Annotated in this window: 14 protein-coding genes; 13 read left to right on the top strand and 1 reads right to left on the bottom strand. The window is 40.8% G+C overall.

The genetic code is table 11. The annotated features are described in order from the left end of the window. The 4 genes from SNE25_RS19565 (at window position 1) to SNE25_RS19550 (ending at window position 5469) form a co-directional block, all read left to right on the top strand. Window positions 1-1701, top strand: a complete 1701-nt coding sequence (locus SNE25_RS19565; protein WP_321560686.1) for an alkaline phosphatase family protein — start codon at window positions 1-3, stop codon at window positions 1699-1701. A 29-nt stretch (window positions 1702-1730) separates the two neighbouring features. Continuing rightward, window positions 1731-3167, top strand: a complete 1437-nt coding sequence (locus tag SNE25_RS19560) for a PA14 domain-containing protein (protein ID WP_321560685.1) — start codon at window positions 1731-1733, stop codon at window positions 3165-3167. 37 nt (window positions 3168-3204) lie between these two features. Continuing rightward, complete coding sequence (locus SNE25_RS19555) at window positions 3205-4017, top strand: PKD domain-containing protein (RefSeq protein WP_321560684.1); 813 nt, start codon at window positions 3205-3207, stop codon at window positions 4015-4017. Between the two features lie 444 nt (window positions 4018-4461). Then, window positions 4462-5469, top strand: a complete 1008-nt coding sequence (locus SNE25_RS19550; RefSeq protein WP_321560683.1) for a GntR family transcriptional regulator — start codon at window positions 4462-4464, stop codon at window positions 5467-5469. Here SNE25_RS19550 and SNE25_RS19545 read toward each other — a convergent pair. Then, on the bottom strand, window positions 5464-6495 hold the full coding sequence (locus tag SNE25_RS19545) for a GntR family transcriptional regulator (RefSeq protein WP_321560682.1): 1032 nt from the start codon (window positions 6493-6495) through the stop codon (window positions 5464-5466). The genes SNE25_RS19550 and SNE25_RS19545 overlap by 6 nt on opposite strands. 211 nt (window positions 6496-6706) lie before the next feature. Here SNE25_RS19545 and rhaM point away from each other — a divergent pair, with 211 nt between their 5' ends. From rhaM to SNE25_RS19500, 9 genes are all read left to right on the top strand, one after another. Then, window positions 6707-7021, top strand: coding sequence for an L-rhamnose mutarotase (gene rhaM, locus SNE25_RS19540; RefSeq protein WP_321560681.1), 315 nt, complete (start codon window positions 6707-6709; stop codon window positions 7019-7021). 332 nt (window positions 7022-7353) lie between these two features. Then, the gene (locus SNE25_RS19535) at window positions 7354-8697 is read left to right on the top strand and encodes a rhamnogalacturonan acetylesterase (RefSeq protein WP_321566236.1); all 1344 of its coding nucleotides are present in this window, start codon (window positions 7354-7356) and stop codon (window positions 8695-8697) included. Window positions 8698-8738: 41 nt separating this feature from the next. Further along, the gene (locus SNE25_RS19530; protein WP_321560680.1) at window positions 8739-9965 is read left to right on the top strand and encodes an oligogalacturonate lyase family protein; all 1227 of its coding nucleotides are present in this window, start codon (window positions 8739-8741) and stop codon (window positions 9963-9965) included. 13 nt (window positions 9966-9978) lie between these two features. Further along, on the top strand, window positions 9979-12837 hold the full coding sequence (locus SNE25_RS19525) for a glycosyl hydrolase (RefSeq protein ID WP_321560679.1): 2859 nt from the start codon (window positions 9979-9981) through the stop codon (window positions 12835-12837). A 169-nt stretch (window positions 12838-13006) separates the two neighbouring features. Next, window positions 13007-16222 carry a SusC/RagA family TonB-linked outer membrane protein gene (locus SNE25_RS19520; protein WP_321560678.1) on the top strand — a complete coding sequence of 1072 codons (3216 nt, stop codon included), beginning with the start codon at window positions 13007-13009 and terminating at the stop codon, window positions 16220-16222. A gap of 19 nt (window positions 16223-16241) precedes the next feature. Continuing rightward, entirely contained in the window at window positions 16242-17762 is a 1521-nt protein-coding gene (locus SNE25_RS19515; RefSeq protein ID WP_321560677.1) for a RagB/SusD family nutrient uptake outer membrane protein, read from the top strand. 70 nt (window positions 17763-17832) lie between these two features. Beyond that, window positions 17833-19242 carry a glycoside hydrolase family 28 protein gene (locus SNE25_RS19510; RefSeq protein ID WP_321560676.1) on the top strand — a complete coding sequence of 470 codons (1410 nt, stop codon included), beginning with the start codon at window positions 17833-17835 and terminating at the stop codon, window positions 19240-19242. 115 nt (window positions 19243-19357) lie between these two features. Then, window positions 19358-20131 carry a rhamnogalacturonan acetylesterase gene (locus SNE25_RS19505; protein ID WP_321560675.1) on the top strand — a complete coding sequence of 258 codons (774 nt, stop codon included), beginning with the start codon at window positions 19358-19360 and terminating at the stop codon, window positions 20129-20131. Window positions 20132-20137: 6 nt separating this feature from the next. Next, window positions 20138-20944, top strand: coding sequence for a rhamnogalacturonan acetylesterase (locus tag SNE25_RS19500; RefSeq protein ID WP_321560674.1), 807 nt, complete (start codon window positions 20138-20140; stop codon window positions 20942-20944). Window positions 20945-20959 lie beyond the last annotated feature (15 nt).

Raw genomic sequence — 20959 nt, 5'->3', positions numbered from 1 at the left:
ATGCGGAACAGGAAAAGATATAAAGAAATAATTTTTTCGATCATTTGTGCATTGGCTGTAGCAGCAATATCATGTAATAAGGATTTTGTACGCACCCTGCCCGATAAAAATTATACAGACACGGCCAAAGCATCATTTGGCGAACGTAAAGTACTCTACCTCATTGTTGACGGAGCGAGGGGGGCATCTGTAAACGCCGCCAATGTACCCAATATTAAGGCATTGCTGCCCAATTCTATTTATAGTTGGGTTGCATTGAGCGATCCGGACTCCACCCGTGACGTAAGCAATTGGGCCAATATGCTTACCGGTGTAAAAAAAGAAAAACACAAGATTTTATCCGATGATCTTACAGGTAACAACCTGGCCACTTACCCGGTTTTTTTTGAACGGATAAAAGAAGAAAAACCAAACGCTAAAGTCGTGTCGTTTTCGTCTTCGGCTGTTTTTAAAAACAAGCTGACGCAAGGTGCTGCGATAAGCCAGTTATTTGATACCGACGAACAAATCAAAACTGCTGTTGTCAGTGATCTTAATACCGATACGGCACAATTGATCGTAGGGCATTTTAACGATATTGATGAAGCTGGAGCCCAATACGGATATGATAATTCAAAGTCTCAGTACAAAGCTGCTATAGAAAAATTTGACCGTTACATAGGCGAGATCATAACCGCCCTTAAAAACAGGAAGAACTATGCCAACGAAGATTGGCTGGTTGTGATAGCCTCAAGCGGTGGTGGTAAGTTTGCTTTTCCTGCTAATCAGGATGATAATACGGTTTTTAGCAACACAGCCGCAAATACCTTCACTATTTATTATAATCCAAAATATAAACAGCGGGTAATAGGTAAGCCATTTACAGGTAATAGATACCTGGGGCGCACCGTACGTTTAAAAGATACGGGTGTAAGGGCGCAGATAGATACCGCCGATATTTTTAACCTGGACGATACCACCAAATTCACCATTGAGCTAAAGGTCAAAAAAAATGAAGACAAATTCTTTTGGCCAAGTATTTTGGGTAAAAGGAAAGAGTGGTCAAGTGGCCACCCCGGTGTAGGTTGGGTAATTTATCTCGAAGATGCTTATTGGTATTTTGAAATGAGGGGTACCAACGATAACGATTATCACCAATGCCGCGGTGGCGATCTGCAAAAAGGCAGATGGCAAAATCTTAGCGTTAAATGCGAGATACGTGCCGGTAAGCGATATATCAGAACGTATACCGACGGGGTTTTCAATAATGAACTGGAAGTAACCTCATCCGGCAGCTTCAGCAACAATAGCCCTCTAAAATTAGGCTTTTTAAATGGTACAGGTCATGGCACGCCAGATGTGTATGTAAGTGATATTCGATTCTTTAAAGTTGATGTTCCTGATGCTGTGATTGGTAACTATGCCTGCGAAACGTCGATTAGCGAGGGGCATCCTTATTATTCTTTCCTGGCGGCCTACTGGCCCGGTACCGACGGACAGGGAGATAAGATAAGGGATGTTGGCCCGCAGGCCCGTGATTTTCAATTGAAGGGAAATTATCAATGGGAAGATTTTAATGACCTCATATGTCCGCCGCCTGCAGGGGCGCTTGCCATATTTGTTCCGCAAACGGACGATATCCCGGCACAAATAATAAACTGGTTCAGAATACCAAACAGGCAGGCCTGGGGGCTTGATGGCCGCGTTTGGCTTGATCAATAAAAATTAACCATGATAAACTAAATTATTTGATGATGAAAAAATATAGGTACGGTTTGCTTATCGGATTGTTTATCCTGATAGCAGGAGCCTGCAGGCAAAATGATTTTAATGACCTGAGCTTAATAAAAAACACAGACAGGGACATTTCCGGCGCAGGTACCGACACCGGTGATATAACTGCTAATAATGAAACAGTTAAAGTACCATTTAAAATATCATTGTCCGGTCCGGCAACTAAAGCTTTCCAGGTGGGCATAACGCTTAACAATGATACCGTAAATAAGCTTATTGCCAACGGCACCCTGAAAAATACGATAGTATTACCGGCAGGGGCAATTGATTATTCAAGCGTAATTAATGTGTTGTTCGGGGCCGATACAGCAACATCGGTTGCTACCATCAGGCTAACGGCTATAGAGGCTAATTATGGGAAAAATGTAGCTTTTGCATTTAAGCTTACTGATCCGGGTAAGGGTAACCAGGTCATAGGTGCAAAATCTAATATTCTGGTCGTACTTGATACCAAATCCGTTGTTAAGGAAAGCAATATTCATTATCTGTCGCTTTTAAATGGCGGTGGCATCATGAATGTCGATTATCAGAAAAACTATACCACATCGCCTGCGGGTATTACCATACCACTAATCATAAACCTGGCGGGCGTACCGGCTGGTGCGTTTAATGTTAAAGTGAGGTTAAATATGGACACTATCGCCACGCTGGTGAACAGCAAGGTGCTGCCTGCTAATACCGTCGCTCTTAAACCAGATCAGTTTACGATTGACACATTGATCAGGGTGAACTCCAATGCGGCTACCGCGCAGATACGTTTATTAATAGGCTGGCCCATTTTTGACGCAAACATAACGGCCAATAAACGCTTTGGCTTTGTGGTGAGCCTGGCGAGCCCTACAAAGCATATTTTGCACCCAACAAATAGTAAACTGATTGTTTTGGTGCAGCCAGAGGTAAATCTCGATAATAACTCCTACATAACCGGCAATGGCACCGGCTTAAAGGCCGAATACTTTTCAAACAACCAACTGCTTGATTTTGACGGTAGAAAGCCCGATCTGGTACAGATAGAACCTACTATTGATTGGCCTAATGATGGGGTTTGGCAGACCGCCGTACCAAGCATCAGCCATGATAATTTTTCGACCCGGTGGACGGGCGAATTCCTCGCGCCTGTACGGGGTGAATATGTGTTTTGGCAGAATGAGTGGGACGATGGATCAAGATTGTATATAGACGGCAAAGCCATTATTAATGATTTCACCACCGAGTGGGATAAAGACAGCCGTACTGCCAAAATATTCTTAGAGCGCGGAAAACGCTATAAAATTGAAGCCAATCATCGTGAAAATGTAGGCGGGCAACGTGCGCGTTTAACTTTTGAAGTGCCATCGGCCGGAATCAACGGCAGAAGGATAGTGCCGCAAAGCCAGTTATATCCGGCTCCGTAAACCAGCTATGCTAACTCTTAAATATAAAATTAAGGACATGAAAAAAACATTCAGTATTATAACTGTATTTTCAATAGCAGCAATGCTGTTTGCCGGATGTAAAAAAGATAAACCGGCGCCAAAACCTGAACCGGATGCACCTAAACCAACCGCCGGCTTCACTGTTGCACGAACAGATAGTGTTGATTTTTTAAGTTATCAGTTCGCCAGCACGTCAACCAATTACTCAGATATATTGTGGCAGTTTGGGGACGATAGTACATCGGCAGAAAAAGCACCGAAACACAGGTATGCTTTTGACGGCTTGTATCACGTAACATTAACCGCCAGGAATTCGCAGGGGTACTCGGCAGCCAGGGAGATCATATTGAACGTGGCCGATCCTAATTTCGACCGTACCAAGGTGGGTGAAAGTTATTTTGCTACAATAGGTGGCACGCTTACCGTATCGCGCGACAACGGCGGGGGACCTACTTCTAATGAAGGGTCATTAAAAGTTGTTGACGGCGATCCTAATACCAAGTTTTTCCAGTCGGGTTTCTCCGGCGATCTGGTTATGAAGTTTGAGCTTAAAACGCCTGTAGTAGCTGGGGCTTACACCATGACATCGGCAAATGACTCGCCCGACCGTGATCCTAAAGGCTGGGTGCTCCAGGGCTCAGAAGATGGTATACGCTGGATAAACCTGCACACCAAAAACAATGAGGTTTTTGCAAACCGTTTTCAACGAATTATATACCACTTTAACAACAATGTGGCGTATACATTTTACAGGATAAGCATCAAGGTAAACAACGGTAGCCGTGATCTTCAAATGGCAGAGTGGACTGTCAATAAAAAACAACCATGAAAATTAAACTGAATATTCCGATACCGTTGACCACCCCGTTCAGTACGCTTTAGATTACTTGATTGTGTTGAAGCAATTTAAATAACCAACAGCAACCAGTAAATTAAGATGATCAAAGGGTTGCGGAACAGCTTTCTTGTTTGTTCCAAAAAAAGCCGGAAAAGAGTTTGGGAAAGGTCCAATACCATCAAAATTTTGGCGGGCGGTAGCCCATTGATATACCGGGATCACAAAACGTTAGTGCTTCATTTAAAAAGTTATTATAAATTTACGGATGTGAAGCAGCCTTAAGCATCTGATAAGAGAAATTCCGGCATCGTTTCATAAATCCCAATAATTTAGTTTAATAACATGTTTTATATATTTTCATTGCTTTATAACCAGTTATGAAGAATTTAAGAATTGTTTAAACGGCTGTTGTAAACCAATAATAAATAAACCAGAATGCGAACAAAACAAAGGGCTAACTATGGGATGAAATCCCTGGTACAGCAAATTGCCGCAGCTATTAGTAAGAATATAGACAAGGGTATTTACCGAAAAAATGAAAAGCTGCTATCAATAAATACCTATAGCAAACAGCATGGCGTGGCAAGGGACACCATTGAAAAAGCCTATATGATACTTAAACGAGAAGGTTATATCCGTTCGGTTTCTGGTAAGGGATATTTTGTAATAGGCAAGCCCGATGTGAGGATCAAGGTGCTTTTGTTATTCAATAAATTGAGCTCTTATAAAAAAACGGTTTATGATACCATTGTGCGCACTTTGGGAGATAAAGCCAAAGTAGATCTTCATATTCACCATTATAATCCCGCTTTGCTTGAAGAAAGTGTTGACGCCAATTTAGGAAGTTACCATTATTATGTGATCATGCCACATTTTTTTGATTACAGCAATGAACAGGAATATTTAGCTATTTTAAAGAAAATTCCCAGTGACCAGCTGATATTGCTGGATAAAGATTTACCCAAATTATCCAAACAGGCAGCCGTGTTTCAGGATTTCAGGAACGATATTTACGGCGCGTTAAATGTAGTTACTGATTTGATTGCCAAGTATGAAAAATTAATTATCATATATCCGTTAGATCGCCATCATCCACCTGAGATTAAGGATGGGGTAATGCAGTTTTGTGAAGAGAACAATAAGAAGTTTGAAGTAATAACCGCATTTAAAGTTGATGAGTTGAAAAGAGGTACTGTTTATATTGTACTTACCGAAAATGACCTGGCCGATTTGATTAAAGGTGCAAGAATAAGTGGTTATGAAATAGGGAAAGATATCGGAATTATATCTTTTAATGAAACCGTGTTTAAAGAGCTATTGGACATTACCGTTATTACAACCGACTTTGAAGAAATGGGCAGAAAAACAGCCGAGTTAATGTTGCAAAATGAAGCGGCTGTTATTAAAAATGCCTTTAAAATAATTATCAGAAAATCACTATAAAGATGATCTGAGTGTAAGATAAAATGGTACCTCATAGCGACCTGTAGAGCCATTTTTAATAATATCTGACGTCATTTTGCCCATCTTTTCAAAATCTGTTGATATGGTGGTTAAACCATTCAGAATGATTTTTTTTAACGGGGTTTCGTTGTATGATATTACACCGACATCTTTACCTATCTTTAATTCCGTAGCCAGGATACGCTCAATCAAAACCACAAGATCGTTTTCCATCAGGTTAATAAACACATCACCCTCATTTATCGGTTCTCCTTGTATATCATGAACTACCTTGTAAGTAAACGCGTATTGAATACAGAAACTGAAAAAGCCTTTCAGAATTTCGCCTGGAAAATACGTGTATTCCGGGAATATGATCTTTAAGGTATGGTATTTCCTTAACTGCGGTAACGCCTCTTCCAGGGCCTGGAAAATATCTTTTTCAAAATTCTCATATACCGCGGCAAAATCGCCTTTTATTCCCGGCACCAGCTTATCAAGTATTATAAGTCTCTCTTTTGGCAGGGTATTAATGATGTCGTGAACGTTTTCGCCACCGTCCATAAAGTGAGGTAAAATCACGTAGTGGGTATAGTCGTTGCTGTTATTTTGAATCAGTTTCTTAAAAAATTCAAAATCATTATTATATATGTAAAAATCAATGGCAGCTTCATGCCCAAGACCATCAACAATGGCGTCGTAAACCAATTTTTTATGGGTACTTAACTTATTAAATATTAAAAAAACCTTAAATTGTTGCCCGGCCTCGGTATTTTTAATGTAATACCCCTTACCTGGCACGGAGCCAAGTAAACCAATTGATTTAAGGTGCTTATAAGCTTTTTCGGCGGTATCACGAGATATTTCGAAGTTACAGTTTAACTCATTAATAGAGGGTAATGTTTCATTAATGATTAACTTTCCTTCACGTACACTTTTGATAATTGAATTAGCTAATTGCACATATTTAGGAGTAGACGAATAATAATCAATATAAATATATTCCAAGAACCGTGAAGACTTCATAACTATTAAAATTGACTGCAGATAAATGGCAAAAAATTAAAAGTAATTAAATTTAGAACATTTTATAAGCAAGCATGACACTACAGGATGGTTATATGATTAAAGCAATGTTATTTTAGCAAAATAAGAATTTTCATTAAACACCAATAATCGTTTATCTTGAAATTTACTTATAACCAATTATCTTAAATAATTCTTCTATACATTTATTATGGAGCGGGTTGCATTTAAAATGAAGCTCTTTGCCGGCTTTGAGCAGGAGTATAAAAAACGGCATGCTGAGATATGGCCCGAATTGTCGGCTTTGTTGAAGGGGGCGGGTATCACCAACTATTCGATATTTTTAGATGAAGAAACCAATACGCTCATTGGAGTTTTAAATGTGGCTGATCGGGCAAAGATGGATGCACTGCCGGCAAATACAATTATGCAAAAATGGTGGGCATACATGAGCGATATTATGGAAAGCAATCCGGATAATTCGCCGGTAAGCGCCCCATTGAAAGAGGTTTTCTACTTGCCATAAATGAATAACGACTTGTATGGCAGAGTTGAACTGTACGGTTGTCGCCGGATTATAAATTAAATCAGGCTCATCGGGTGCTATAGTTGTTCCAAATGCTAACCTGATGCCCGACAATAACCATATCCGTTTATCGGATGGTCTAAACATTGTCGACACCACACCTGTAAACTGAAATATTGTTAAAACATCTTAAAGTGATGAATTTGTTACAATAGAATTGTTCTTAATCAGGATAGTGCAGGACGCTGTTTGGATTAGTATCATATAACTTTATCTATTATAAACCTCGGTACATATTGGCTGGCCAATAACCAAATAAACTATTATATGTGATGATCAAGCTGCCTTACAAGATCTTGCTGTGCTTTTTTTGTATCTTATTGTGGTTTGTTTCGCCGATATCACTTTTTGCGCAGGAAGAGAAAACCAGTTTTAAGTTTGATTTTGGCAGTAAAAAAGCTGCACCCGGTTATAAAAAAGCCGGTCCCAATGATGTTTTTAATGATGCTAAAGGTTATGGGTTTGATTTTGGCGCTAAAGTAATAGCGGTAACCCGCGACGACAGAAAAAAAATTACAGGTGAGTATGTGACCAGCAATAAGCCTTTTTATTTTTCAGTAAATGTGCCGGAGGGTAATTATAAAGTTACGCTAACGGTTGGAGACATTAATGGTATCGGTAATATCACTGTACGGGCCGAATCACGGAGATTAATGCTGGAAAAGATAAAAACCAAAAATGAAGTAAAAAAACTGAGCTTTATTGTAAACATTCGTAAGCCTTCTATCAGTACGGGCGGCAAAGTGTCACTTAAACCCCGGGAATTAGGAAAGTACGATTGGGATGATAAGTTGAGTCTTGAATTTAATGGCTCAAAACCTTGTGTTGATGCCTTGGAGATAGAAAAAGTAGATAATCAGGTGACCGTTTACCTCGCCGGAAATTCAACTGTAGTTGATCAGGATGATGAGCCCTGGTGTTCATGGGGACAAATGATCACCCGCTTTTTCAAACCGGGCGTAGCTATTGCCGATCATGCCGAATCAGGACTGAGTCTTGGCAGTTTTTTAAGTAGCCATCGTTTAGATAAAGTACTCAGTATAATTGGGCCGGGCGATTATCTTTTTATAGAGTTCGGGCATAATGATCAGAAAGAAAAAGGGCCGGAGGATGGCGCTTATAAATCATACACAGATCGTTTTAAGCTGTTTGTAAATAAAACACGGGAGAAAAAAGCTATTCCCGTAATTGTAACCTCTACCAGTCGCCGCGCTTTTAACGACAGTGACAAAGTAGTAAACACCCTCGGCGATTACCCGGATGCTGCAAGAAAAGTTGCGACAGAATTAAGTGTGCCTCTCATAGACCTTAACGCGATGACTGCTAAGTTTTATGAGGCATTGGGTAATGAGGGTTCCAAAAAAGCTTTTGTTTGGTATCCGGCAAACTCTTTTCCAAACCAGCCAAAGGATCTGGCTGACAATACGCACTTTAATACTTATGGGGCCTATGAACTTGCAAAATGCGTTATAGAAGGCATTAAAAGTAATCATTTGGGTATTGCGCACTATATTATTGATGGGCCGCCTTTTGATCCATCGCATCCGGATTCGCCTGAAAAATTTAGCTTACCCGCCAGCCCCAAAAACAGCACAATTAAACCCGATGGAAACTAATTGATATAAATACAACCACAACCAATTAATACCTTAATAAAATGATAATGAACAAAAAACTGGCCGTATTGGCGCTCGCTCTTTTACAGGCAGGCCTGTTTAATGCAAAGGCCCAGGAAACAATAGAGACTGGCGGTACTAAACCCATGCCTGCTCAGTGGATTGACAATGAAACTGGTCATAGGGTGATTCGCCTGGTAAATCGCGAAAATGACAATGGCAGTTTCTATTTCAATAATACACCTTTTGTTCCTCAGAAAAAGAACGAGGGCGATCTGATGGTATTTTACGGCAAAACAGATAAAGGAATGCAACTATTTACGGTTAATCTAAAAACACAGAAAATAAAGCAGTTAACCGACCGTACAAAGGTATCAGGTGAAATGGTTTGCGCCAAAACCCGTGAGGCATTTTACCAAAGCGGCGACAGCATATTTGCGGTAAATGTTAACACCCACAAAACCAGATTTATTTACGCTTTTGATCCAGACTTTAAGGGGCGCGTTGGAACCGTAAATGCGGATGGAGCTTATATGGCCTGTGTTAAGGCTACCGGCGAACAGGAACGTGAAATATTGGCAAAATATCCTGAAAAGCATGATTTCTTTAATCGTATATATGATGCGCATATACAGCATACGCTGTATGTGCTCGATGTTAAACACAAAACATTAAAACAAATACACCAGGAAAACGAGTGGACTAATCACCTGCTTTTTTCCCCTACAGATCCCGATAACTTGTCGTACTGTCATGAGGGCCCATGGGAAAAGGTAGATCGTATATGGAATATTAATATAAAAAACGGCAAAAACAAACTATTGCATAAGCGCACTATGGTAAATGAAATTGCTGGTCATGAATTTTTTTCGCCATTGGGTAATACCGAATGGTTTGATTTGCAGAAACCTAAGGGGCAAACCTTTTTTCTGGCGGGTATAAATATGAAAACTGGAAAAGAAGATCGTGTGTACCAGATGGACAGGAACGAATGGTCTATCCATTTTAACGTGACTAAAGATGAGCAAACATTTGCAGGGGATGGAGGCAATTCTGGGCAGGTAGCTAAAGCACCTGACGGCATGTGGATATATCTGTTTAAACCTAATGGTGATCACTTTAAATCGGAAAAACTGGTAAATATGAAACATCATAATTACCACCTTGAACCCAATGTACATTTCTCGCCTGATGAAAAATGGGTTATCTTCAGGGCCAACTTTGAAGGTCATGAAGGCGTTTACGCTGTAGAAATTGCCAAACACTAATAGCCTCAAACAGATGTTATCAATCAAAAATAATTTTAAAATAGTTATCGCATGGGCACTTTTAATGGGGGCTCAAACGGCCTCTGCACAAGTTGGCTGGCCTTCGGTCACCAAACAAACCAAACCCTGGGCCCGTTGGTGGTGGGAGGGTAGCGCGGTAAATAAAAAAGACCTTACTTGGAACATGGAAAGCTACCATAACGCCGGTTTAGGCGGAATGGAAATAACACCAATTTATGGTGTAAAAGGGCACGAAAGCGAGTTTATACAATACTTATCACCTCAATGGGTTGATATGCTTAAGTTTACGCTGCAGGAAGCTAAGCGCTTAAATATGGGCATTGATTTGGCCAACGCCACAGGCTGGCCTTTTGGCGGACCGTGGGTAACCGATGAAGATGCAAGTAAAGAACTATTCTGGAAAAATTACGATGTTAAAGGCGGTGAAAAACTGAGTGAACCTGTTGTATTTGTACAGCAACCTTTAGTGCGGGCAGACGGACAAACTCCAAAGATCAGTGACCTGGTTGAACCTATTAGCAGTAATAAAAACCTACAGTTGATGGCCCTTGACCAGGTGCGATTTGAGAAACGAATACCTTTGACTGTTTTAATGGCTTATGACGGTAAGGGGGAGGTTCTGAATGTTACAGATAAGGTTGATGCAGGCGGTAAACTTAACTGGACAGCACCTGTGGGTGAATGGAAGCTATACGCACTTTTTCAGGGCTGGCATGGTAAAATGGTAGAGCGCGCCGCTCCGGGTGGTGAAGGATATGTTATTGACCATTTTTCAAAACCAGCGCTTGACCATTATCTCGCACGTTTTGATCAGGCGTTTAAAGGTCAGGATTTAAGCGGAATCAGAGCATATTTTAATGATTCATACGAAGTGGATGACGCTCGTGGGCAATCAAACTTTACCCCGCAGTTTTTTGATGAATTTATTAAACGTCGCGGTTATGATCTGCGTGATCATTTACCGGCTTTATTTGGCAAGGATGACAAGGAAAAAAACAACAGGATACTGTGCGACTATCGTGAAACTATATCAGACCTGTTACTTGATGATTTTACTAAACCATGGCATGACTGGGCCAAAGCAAAGGGCACGTTAATACGTAATCAATCACATGGTTCTCCATCAAATATATTGGATCTTTACGCCGCTATTGATATTCCGGAAACGGAAGGGGATGATGTGCTAAGATTTAAATTTGCTACATCGGCTGCCCACGTAATGGGTAAACCGCTGGCATCATCTGAGTCGGCAACATGGCTAAATGATCATTTTTTATCATCGTTAGGAGATGTCAAACATGCCATTGATAAATATTTTGTTGGGGGTGTAAACCATATTTTTTATCACGGCGTTAGTTATTCGCCACAAAACGCTAAATGGCCAGGCTGGTTATTTTATGCAGCGGTTCATTTTAATCAAACCAACCCGTTTTGGAATGATTTTTCGACCCTTAATCAATATATAACCAATTGCCAGTCATTTTTACAACAAGGAAAACCAGATAATGATGTGCTGGTTTACTACCCGTTATTTGATAGTTTTTCTGAACCGGGCGATAGGGGCTTGCTCAAGCATTATGATGCCATGAAACCAGATTTCAAGGGCACCGGCTTTGAATTTTCTACCGAAGAAATGCTCAAAAAGGGCTATACATTTGATTTTATATCGGACAAACAAATACTGAATTTGCAAACTTCTGGTAACCATATATCAACCGGCGGGCTTAATTATAAAACCATCCTTTTGCCCGACAGCAAATATATCCCGCTTGAAACATTTAGTAAAATAGTAAATATGGCAAAGGCCGGGGCAACAGTTGTAGTATATAAAAACCTGCCATCGGGCGTGCCTGGATATTCCCGTTTGAATGAGCGTGAAAAAGAATTTAAGAATTTGCTTGCCGGTTTAAACTTTACAACTAAAAATAATGGCGTTAAAATGGCGGAAATTGGCAAGGGGCGTTTTTTAATTGCTGATGATATAGCCTCATTGCTGGATGCTGCAGATATAAACAGAGAGCAAATGACCGATAAGGGATTGCAATTTGTACGCCGTATTTATAAAAATGGCAATAGTTATTTTATAACTAATAATGGCGACAATGAGGTTAATGGCTGGGTAAATCTAACCATTAAAGCCGCGTCTGTAATGGTATTTGACCCTATGACAAAAAATTACGGGTTAGCAAAAATCGAAAAACAGACCAATGGTAAAACCAATGTGTATTTGCAATTACAACCCGGGCAAAGCTGTATTTTGCAAACATTGCCTGTGAAAATTCAAGCAACAGGTTACACCTATTATCAGGCTGTAGGTAAACCGTTGAATATTACAGGTGCCTGGACGCTTAATTTTACCGAAGGTGGCCCAACATTGCCGAAATCAATAAAGACAGCACAACTTAAATCATGGACAGATTTAGGTGGCGATGACCTTAAGGCTTTTTCTGGAACTGTCAGCTATACCATCAGCTTTAAAAAACCAGTTCAAAATGCTGTGACATGGCAGCTTAATCTGGGGAAGGTTAATGAAAGCGCCGAGGTGTACCTTAATGGGAAAAAGCTGGCTACGCTCATCGGTCCGCAGTATGTGGTTACCATACCTTCAGCACAGCTAAAAGCGGTTAACCAATTGCAAATAAAGGTAGCCAACCTGATGGCCAACCGAATTATTGATATGGATAAAAAGCATATACCTTATCGGATATTTTATAACACCAATTTTCAATCACATAGTGCCGGTTCAAAAGGGCCGGATGGTCTATTCACGGCAATAAATTGGGAGCCAAAGCCTTCAGGTTTAATAGGACCTGTGACCTTAATGCCGGTTAAATCACTGCGTATTAAATAATTAGTTAATGATTTTGTATTAAAAAGGCGGTCAGTTTGACCGTCTTTTTTTGTGTTTATAATATCGATAGCAGGATGCTACAGGATGGTGTTATTGAAATTAACTTTTATGTTCGTATATACAATTATATACCAACTGTACCAAACAGTAAACCCCTTAAATTAATTTTATGAAAAGAATTTTTATTCATTCTTGTAAAATGCTATTGCTGTTGCTTCTTTTTAATATAGCCGCAGCAGATAGTGCTTTTGCACAGCAACTTAGCATTACGGGTACCATCACAGACAGCAAGCATCTTCCGGTTGCTGCTGCCTCAGTGCAAATAAAAGGCACAAAATCTGGTACCACCGCCGATATCGATGGAAAGTACACCATTAAGGCCACCGCAGGACAGGTGTTAGTATTTAAGTCGGTCGGTTTTGACGTCAAGGAAGTTACTGTAGGCACCGGTAACACTATCAATGTTAGCTTAGCAGAAACCGAGTCGCAATTAAATGAAGTAGTAGTTATAGGTTACGGAGCCCAAAAACGGGCCAATGTTACCGGAGCCCAGGCCACCTTTAAAGCTGATAATTTAAATGAGCGTGCCATAACCCGTGTTGACCAGGCATTGGTTGGGCAGATGGCGGGTGTAAGTGTTAAACAAACAACCGGTGTGCCGGGCAAGGCATTCAGCGTGAGTGTTCGCGGTAACGGTTCGATAAGTGCTGGTAATGAGCCTTTATATGTAATTGATGGTTTCCCGCTTTCTGTATCAGCTGTAGGTAGCGGTGGCAGTTTTGGGTCGGGAAACCCGCTTGATAACATCAACCCCAATGATATTGAAGATATCCAGGTTTTAAAAGATGCGGCAGCCGCTGCAATTTATGGATCAAGGGCATCTAATGGTGTTGTTTTGATCACTACCAAGAAGGGGAAATCGGGTAAGGCTAAAATTACATATAGCGCTTCTTATGGTTACAATGCTGCCAGCAAATATTTACCCATGCTTAACGGCGACCAATGGATAGATCGCGCTACTGAAATGATCAATGCTGCTTATGTACTTAAATACGGTTCAAAAGGAGCAACGGCCAATGATGATAATGCAACACGTCAGGCAATGAATGGCGGAGCTTTCAGTTCTGCTTATATGCTCGATCCGAGATGGGCTATGCCAGGTCATCCAGGCTTGCAATATATCGACTGGCAGAAAGCCATTGAGCAAAAAGGTGCTATGCAAAATCAGGCCTTGAGCGCCAGCGGCGGCAATGAATATGTAAATTATTTTATTTCAGGAAATTATGCCAATCAGGATGGTTTTATAAAAGGGCTGGGATATAAAGCCTATTCTGCCAGGGCCAATGTGGAGGCAAAGGTTGCCAAGAATTTAAAATTAGGTTTAAACATAGCGCCTACATACTCTATTTCTCAGGATCCTGGTGTAGAGGGTAAGGATAATATTTTTCACCAGGCAATTAGCTACAGTCCTATACAGGAAGATACCGTAGGCTTATATCCTAATGCTTTTAAAAACGGGCAATATACCTGGGGTAACTCAGCAAACAGCCCTATAGCTAAATTAGAGAACAAAGTAGGACAAACCAAAAAATACCGTACCCTGGGTAGCATATTTGCCGAATACGAAATTATAAAAGGGTTAACCTTAAGAAGTTCATTAAACCTGGATAACGTAGATAACGCTTCTAATGGCTATACTCCCTACACGATTGCCGGTACGCTGACTAACAGAACATTTGATGCATCTAAAAACACTAACCTTACTGCAAACACCTCAGGGTCGTTCAGTACTTTTAAAAGGCAAACATTTGTTAACGAGAACACGCTGAATTACAGTACTACCATTCATGCGGTACACAGCCTGAATATATTAGTTGGGCAATCATACAATACCGACCGTTTAGATCAGTCAACATTATCGTCATTAGGCGGATATGTAAACAGTTCAGTACAAACATTAAACGCGGCCGCTAACGTAACAGGTAATACAACCAGTACCAAAAGTGTTTTAGTATCTTATTTTAGCCGTGTTCAATACGGATATAAAGATAAATATCTGGTGTCGGCAAGCTTGCGTGAAGACGGTTCTTCGCGTTTTGGCGTGAATACTAAATATGGTGTATTCCCATCTGCATCTTTAGGCTGGCGAATTGTACAGGAAGATTTCATGAAAAAAATACCTGTTATCAGCGATTTAAAATTGCGCGCCAGTTATGGTGTTAACGGAAATAATACTATTCCTGACTACGGCAGCATTGAGCAATTAGGCTCATACGGTTATGTACTCGGCTCGCCTCAGGCTTTAGCTATTGGTCAGGCTCCAAATAGCCTGGTGAATCCGGATATTCAATGGGAAAAATCTCAAACCTATGACCTCGGTCTCGACTTTGGTTTCTTCAGCAATCGTTTAACAGGCTCATTTGATTATTTTAATAAGTTAAATACAAACTTATTGTTAAATGTACCCATTCTTCAATCAACAGGTTTCAGTTCGCAACTGCGTAACGCGGGTTCGGTACGTAACATTGGCCAGGAGCTTGAATTAACCAGTCGTAATTTAATTGGTAAGGTTCAATGGAGCACTTCTATCAACATCAGCCATTATGCCAATAAAATTGTAAGCCTTTATGGCAACCAAAAACAAATCATCATCCCTAACTCATTTGATGTTTCCGATGCTATTTTGCGTGTGGGCCAGCCGTTAAACAGCATTTATGTTGTAAGACAAATAGGTTTCCTTACCCAGGCAGATATTGATAACCATGCGGCGACCTACGGTACCGGCGAAACAGTTGGTGACCCTAAATACCAGGATCTGAATGGCGATGGTGTAATAACTGAAGCTGATAAGCAAATTGTTGGTCATCCAAACCCTACTTATACCTGGGGTATTACCAATACAGTACGCTGGAAAGGTTTTGACCTTAGTGTTTTAGTGCAGGGGCAAAACGGCGGATCAATTTATTCACTATTGGGCAGGGCCATAACCCGTACCGGTCAGGGCTTTACTGATAATGCACCTGCATTTTATGATAATCGCTGGAGGTCTCCTGAAAATCCGGGTGCCGGTCGTGTGAGCAAAGCTTATTCTACCTTTGGTTTTGTTGCCAATACTGATTGGTTGTATTCCTCAGATTATGTAAGGGTTAGGAATATTACTTTGGGTTATGATCTTAAAAATGTGTTTAAAACCAAAGTTTTAGGGGCTGCAAGGCTTTATGTTACGGCCGAAAATTTCTTCGGGCATGATAAATATTATGGTGGTTTTAACCCTGAGGCTCAAAACACCGCTATTAGCTCTGACAGTAACTATCCTGAAGCCGGTGATTACGGTGGCTTACCACTGGCTAAATCATTGATCTTTGGGTTAAATGTTACATTCTAATTATTTTAATATCAATAACATGAAAAAGATATTTTTTCTATCAACCATATCAGCTGTTTTTATAATGGCTTCCTGTAAAAAGGATTTAAATCAGGTACCTATTTCGGTTCCGGCGTCAGCTACTTTTTATAAAACACCAAGTGATTTTCTGCAGGCATCTAATGCAGTTTACGCAGACCTGCATAATTACCCTGTAAGATTGTCTAACCTGTCCGAAATACGGTCAGACAATATTTATGGTGTTTCGGTTACTGTTCGCGATTGGGATCCGGTAAATGATTTTTCACCATCATTGGCGGCAAACGCTTATGTTACCGAAGCCTGGGGTACCGATTTTAATGGAATTTTCAGAGCGAACACGCTGCTTGACCAGATCACAAAGAACGGCAGCAACATTGGCTCAGCAACATTGGCCACAAGACTGCAAGCTGAAGCCAGATTTTTGCGTGCGTTTTATTATTTTGATTTGGTTAAGTATTTCGGCCAGGTACCTGTTATCGATCACCCTTTAACCGTACAGGAAGCAAATACTACCGGCCGCAGTTCGGTAGCTGATGTTTATAAACAGATTATTGCCGACCTGCAATTTGCTATAGGAAATTTGCCAACAACTTATTCGGCAGGTGATACCGGGCGTGCTACCAAATTTGCCGCAGAGGCTCTGTTGGCCCAGGTTTATATGGCCAGATCAGGACCTGATTATGGTATAGAAGGCCCGGGATTAGGAGTAAATGAGTGGAACCTTGCACTGCCATTGTTGCAGGATATTATTAGCAGCGGTCAGTTTGCTTTTAATCCAAGTTATCCTAATGTATTTTCTTATACCAATCAAAGTCCCACCGTTAATAAAGAGGCCGTTTTTGATATCATGTACACCAGCGGTATAAGTGGTACAAGTGATTTGTACGGTGCTTCGTTCCCATGGACGCTTGCTCCAAATACTTATTTCTTATCTATTGGCGACAACAAATCAAATGGTAGTTTAGAGATCATCCCTGTATCAAATGATCTGGCGACCAGTTACGACGCTGCTGATGTACGTAAGGCATTTAGCGTGTATACTGCAGGATACACTAACGCAGGTACCACAGAAATTCGCCCGTTCTTTAAAAAGTGGCTTGATATTACTAAAATTCCTGTTGCAAGTCGTTTTGACTGGGGGATTAACTTTATCGCCATCAGGTATACCGACATTTTAATGCTTAAGGCAGAGTGCATATTACATGGCGCCGCGGGGTCGCAAAGCGATGTTGACGCTATTGTTAATCAGGTAAGAACCAGAGCAGGGTTGCCCTCTGTAACAGGTGTAACCCTTGCGCAATTATTTGATGAGCGCCGAAAGGAATTTGCCAATGAAGGGTCACGTTGGTTTGATCTGCAGCGAAGTGGTAACCTACTAACTATCATGAACGCGTGGATTGCAAAAGAAGATGCTCAGAAAGCTATTAAACCGGTTATAGCTAATTACATTATTTACCCTGTACCGCAAACACAACTGGATGCTACCCCCGGGCTATACGCTCAAAACCCAGGGTATTAATCCCTAATATAAAAAAATGGCTTATGTCTCTAATATTTTGGAGGCATAGGCCATTAAGCACAATCTATCTATGAAATTATTACGCTATTCTTTTTTTTTACTCTTTATTGCTGCATATACCGTAAATGCACAAACCAGACTCCATTGGGTACAAAAAGTTGGAGCAAAACAGTATCCATCAAAGACAACTGTATGGTATGTAAATGATAATGGAGCGACTAATGATGGCAACACGCTAAACACAATTGCCATACAAAAAACTATCGACCAATGTTCGGCAAAAGGTGGCGGTATTGTTTCATTTAAACCCGGTAGATATTTAACAGGATCAATTTTTCTTAAAAAGAATGTTTGCCTTAGTATTGATCAGGGAGTCGAGTTGCTCGGCAGTCAAAACATAAAAGATTACCCGGAAATTGATACCCGTGTAGCCGGTATTGAGATGAAATGGCCTGCCGCTTTAATCAATATAGACAGGCAAACTAATGTGGCAATTACTGGAAAAGGATTGGTAAACGCTCAGGGCAAACCATTCTGGGATATTTACCGCAAAATGCGTTCTGAATATGATCCTAAAGGATTGCGCTGGATTGTTGATTATGATGCTAAGCGTCCCCGCACACTGCTGGTTTCTAATTCTGTAGATGTTACCATTAAAAACATTACGCTGCAACAGGCTGGTTTCTGGACTGTGCAGCTGCTTTATTCCAAACAAGTTACCGTTGATGGTATTACTATCCGAAATAACGTTGACGGACATGGCCCATCAACCGATGGTATTGATATAGATTCATCAAGCTGGATACTTGTACAAAACTGTGATATTGATTGCAATGACGACGATTTTTGTCTTAAGGCCGGCCGCGATTGGGACGGTTTAAGGGTGAATAAACCCACCGAATATATAGTAATACGCAAATGCATATCAAGAGCCGGTGCCGGGTTACTTACCTGCGGCAGTGAAACATCTGGCGGTATCAGGCACGTGCTCGCAACAGATTTAACAGGCAATGGTACCAGTAACGGGCTAAATATTAAATCGGCTATTACCCGGGGAGGTACAGTGGAGGACATTCATTTTACTAATATAACCATGAATGGCGTGGGTACGGCTTTTCAAATTACCATGAATTGGAACCCAAGCTATAGCTATTCCAAACTGCCTGATGGCTATAATGAGGCAACACTGCCCGATCATTGGAAAAAGATATTGCACAAAGTGGAGCCAGTTGAAAAAGGGATACCGCATTTTAAGGATGTTTATATTTCAAATATCAAAGTTACAGGTGCCAAGAAAGCCATTAATGCCATTGGGCTTAAGGAATCAACCCTGCAGAATTTCCATTTTAACCAGGTTAATATTGAGGCGGTCACAGCAGGTGATGTACAATTTGCACAGGGCTGGAAGTGGAAAAATTCGCAGATCACCAGTCAGGACAATACTAAACTTAATTTAAATGAGGCCGGGGTTGGCCAATAATAACTATAGGCAGATGCAATTCATTTTCCAGACTCCATGACCCAAAATTTGAAAGGTGATAATATAACCCTTAAAACAAATGGACCGACAGCATTTAAAAACTTAAAAAAATAAGATGAAAGCATTGAAACGAGTTATAGCTCTATTTGCAATAACCTTCGCAGGTTTGGCTTTTATTAAACAACAAAAGCCCACAATTTACCTGATTGGTGATTCCACAACACATAATAACGATAAAGAAACATGGGGTTGGGGTAGTACTATCCCATACTATTTCGATCTTTCAAAAGTCAATATTGAAAATCACGCCATGGCAGGTCGCAGCACGCGTACTTTTATAAAAGAAGGCCGCTGGAACAAGGTTGATTCCGTTCTAAAACCAGGTGATTATGTAATGATGGTGTTTGGACATAATGAAGGTAGTAAGCCCGATACTACAAAAGCAGGGTACCGGGGTGTATTAAAAGGTACGGGTAATGAAACTGTAGAGCTAACCTGGCCCAATGGCACTAAAGAAACGGTGCATACCTATGGCTGGTATTTTCGCAAATTTATCAGGGATACAAAAGCTAAAGGGGCTATCCCGATAGTATTATCCATGATCCCGCGAAATGAATTTCGGGATGGCAAAGTTATCCGTGCCAATAATGATTATGGCAAATGGGCTCAGGAAGTAGCGCAGCAAGAGGGCGCCATTTTTATTGATATGAACCGCATTACGGCCGACAAGTATGATAAGTGGGGAGCAGATTCGGTCAAAAAGTTTTTCCCCGGAGATCATACCCATACTAATAAAGTGGGCGCTACCGTAAATGCCGAATCGGTAGTTGATGGTATTAAAGCTGATCCTAAGAACCCTTTGAGTAAATATCTTAAAACGAATTACTAAGCTGTTATGAAAATTATTACGCGTACAAATGCGGGTTTAAGTTTGCTGCTCATACTGGTTATGCTGTTATCTTCTTTTATGTTGATAAAGCCGGCTGATAAACCAACTTTTTATCTTATCGGCGATTCGACGGTAAAGAACGGTAAGGGCAAGGGTGATGGCGGTTTATGGGGATGGGGAAACTATATTGCTGGGTACTTTGATACTACAAAGATTGCGGTTGAGAATGACGCACTTGGAGGTACGAGTAGCCGAACTTTCCAAACCATGGGTTTGTGGGACAAAGTCCTTACGAAAATAAAACCTGGCGATTTTGTGATTATGCAGTTTGGGCATAACGATAGTGGCGCGCTGGATGATACGGTCCGTGCCCGCGGAACTATTAAAGGCATTGGCGACGACCAACAAGAAATATATAACCCAATTAGGAAAATGAAGGAAGTGGTGCATACATATGGGTGGTATATGAAGAAATATATTACGGATATTAAAGCTAAAGGAGCAACACCTATTATCTGCTCACCAATACCGCGTAATACCTGGAAAGATGGCAAATCTGCAGGGCGTAACAATGAAAACAGCTATGGGCAATGGGCCTGTGAAATAGGAGCACAAACCGGAATCTTTTTCATCGACCTAAACAAAATGATAGTAGATGATTATGACGCTGAAGGCGAAGCAAAAGTAAAATCAACCTACTTTGGTACCGATGCTACCCATACACTTGAACTGGGTGCACAGTTAAACGCCAGATTTGTTATTCAGGGTATCAGATCATTTAATCTCTTAGGGCTGAATAAATATCTAAAGTAAAGGGTTCGTTCAATA

The organism is Mucilaginibacter sabulilitoris, assembly GCF_034262375.1.
In the GTDB taxonomy this organism is placed as follows: Bacteria; Bacteroidota; Bacteroidia; order Sphingobacteriales; family Sphingobacteriaceae; genus Mucilaginibacter; species Mucilaginibacter sabulilitoris.
The sequence above is the reverse complement of the archived record's forward strand: the minus strand, read 5'-3'. Positions and strand labels throughout refer to the sequence as shown.